Origin of the sequence: Actinokineospora sp. (assembly GCF_050699995.1) — a bacterium.
Taxonomy (GTDB): Bacteria; Actinomycetota; Actinomycetes; order Mycobacteriales; family Pseudonocardiaceae; genus Actinokineospora.
Map to the genome: position 1 here is coordinate 1 of NZ_JBOHGC010000075.1, position 2,575 is coordinate 2,575.

Consider the following 2,575-nt stretch of genomic DNA (forward strand, 5'->3'; position numbering starts at 1 on the left):
GGGTGGACTGGCGGCCGGTGGACTGGCAGGCGCGTCCGGCCACGGCGCGGGAATCTCCGGCCCGGGCGGTCTCGCCGGCGCGGCGGGACGCGGCGGTCCGCGTATCCCGGGCGGACCGGGTGCGCCCGGTGGACCTGGCGGTTCCGGCAACTTCAACGGTCCGGACGGCCCCGGTGGACCCGGTGGCGGATTCCCCGGCGGCCCCGGTGCGACCCGGGCCCTGAACACCCCAGGCGAGCAGCCCACGATGGCTGTTCCCGCGATGTCCGGCGACCGTCGCCTGCCCCCGATTCCCCCACATGATCCAGGCGAGGACCCCACCATCTACCTGCACCAGAACCCCGGCCACTCCCGCGGCGAGCCCGCGCTGCTCACGCACAGAGAGCCGGACTATGAGGACGACTACGACGACGATTACGGCCCCGACGACGAAGACCCACTGACCGACGCGGAGGCTCGTGCATTGCGTCGCAAGAAGATCTGGCAGCGCGTGCGGCGCACGGCCTACGTCGGCACGGCGCTCGGGATCATCGTCCCGGTCCTCGCCTTCTTCATCACCTATCAGCTGGTGGAAGTGGAGAGCCCGCAAGAGCTGGCCGCCAGGCAGGACCAGGCGGTCACGCTGCTCTGGGCCGACGAAAGCGAGATCACCAAGCTCGCGGAGTCGGGAGCCAACCGGCAGTTGCTCACCTACGACCAGATACCGGACATCATGCGCAAGGCCGTCTACGCGGCCGAGGACGCGTCGTTCGAGACCAACGCCGGCTTCGACATGACCGGCATCCTGCGCGCGGTCTGGAACCAGGTCAGCGGCGGCGAGGGCGGCGGTTCGACGATCTCGCAGCAGTACGTCAAGAAGGCCAGCGGCGACGAGGACAAGACTCTGACCCGTAAATGGACCGAGCTGGTCAAGTCCTACAAGATGAACGAGACGTACTCCAAGCCGGACATCATCACCGCGTACCTGAACACGATCTACTTCGGTCGTGGCGCCTACGGTGTGGCGGCGGCGGCGAAGGCGTACTACAACATCGACGACTTGACGACGATCAACAAGTCACAGGCCGCGCTGCTCGCGGGCATGATCCAGACGCCGTCACGGCACAAGGACACCCAGTACCAGATCGACCGCTGGACCTACGTGACCGGCCGGATGATCGCCAACAACTGGATGACCGAGGCCGAGCGCCAGCAGCTGCCGTTCCAGCCTCCGGTGCCCCTCGATGAGACCAAGGGCGATGGCCTGTCCGCTCCGCTCAAGACACGACTCCCCAAGCTGGTGTTCGCGGAACTCAAGACCCTCGGCATCGACGAGGACACTGTCCGCCGCCACGGCTACAAGATCTATCTCACGCTCGACAAGACCGCGCAGTCGCTCGCGGAGCAGGCGGTGGCCGAGGTGATGCAGGGCCAGCCCACGGCACTTCATCCCGGCCTCGTCGCCGTCGATCCGAAGAAGGGGCACATCAAGGCGTACTACCCGAACTCCGATGGGGCGGGCACGGACTGGGCGGCCGCCGTCCAGGAGCCGGGCTCCTCCTTCAAGCCGTTCGACCTGGTCGGGCTCCTCAAAAAGGACAAGGGTCTCTACGAGACCTACGACAGCTCGCCCAAGGCATTCGGTGGAAGCAAGATCATCAAGAATGCCTCCAGGCCGGGTTGTGGTGAGTGCACCGTCGCGCAGGCGATGAAGGAATCGCTCAACGTCGTGTTCAGCGACATGGTCTACAACGACGTCAAGCCCGCGGGTGTCGCCGAGGCGGCAGCCCAGGCGGGCGTGCGCTCACCGCTGGACAAGGCGGTCGGCGACATCAACATCGCGATCGGTGGTGGCGACACCCAGGTGAGCACGGTCGACATGGCCTCGGCGTACGCGACGTTCGCCGCGAACGGCGTCTACCGGGCCCCGCACCTGGTCGCGAAGGTCCAGAAGCCGGACGGCACGGTCATCTTCGAGGACACGACCTGGCAGCCGTACTTGGAGAAGCCCGCGTTCGGCGAGAACCCGGAGAAGAGCCAGAAGATCGCCCGAAACGTCACCGAGGCGCTGCTGCCCATCCCGAAGTCCTCGGGCATCCCGTGTGCGGGTGACCGGCTCTGCGCGGGCAAGACCGGAACCCACCAGTACCAGGACACGCCGGACAACTCGAAGGCCTGGATGGTCGGGTACACCCCGCAGCTCTCGACCGCGGTGTCGCTCAGCGGTGACAAGGACAACGGGTACAAACTCAGAGACGCCAAGGGCGGGATCATCTACGGCGGCGGCCTGCCGGGCAAGATCTGGAAGAAGTTCATGGACAGCTATCACCAGCAGTACAAGCTGCCAAAGGAGAACTTCGGCAAGTTCGAGCCGATTGGCAAGCCCGAGGTCAAGGAGCCACCGAGCACCACCAACCCGCCGACGACGTCGGACTCCAAGCCGCCGGAGGAGTCCAAGCCGCCGAAGACGACGGAGCCGAGCGGGCCCACCGAGCCGACGACCACGACGAGCCGGACCCGGATCACGCGGCCGACATCGGAACCTGGGCTGCCGCTTCCCGGCAGCAACTGGTAGTTGATCAGCACAACGGACGGG

At 66.6% G+C, this 2,575-nt stretch carries 1 protein-coding gene; it reads left to right on the forward strand.

Annotated features, from left to right (window positions below):
- Nucleotides 1-2,554 (forward strand): transglycosylase domain-containing protein (locus ACRDSQ_RS04515; protein ID WP_431419022.1); only part of this gene is annotated, 2,554 nt, incomplete at its 5' end.
- Nucleotides 2,555-2,575 lie beyond the last annotated feature (21 nt).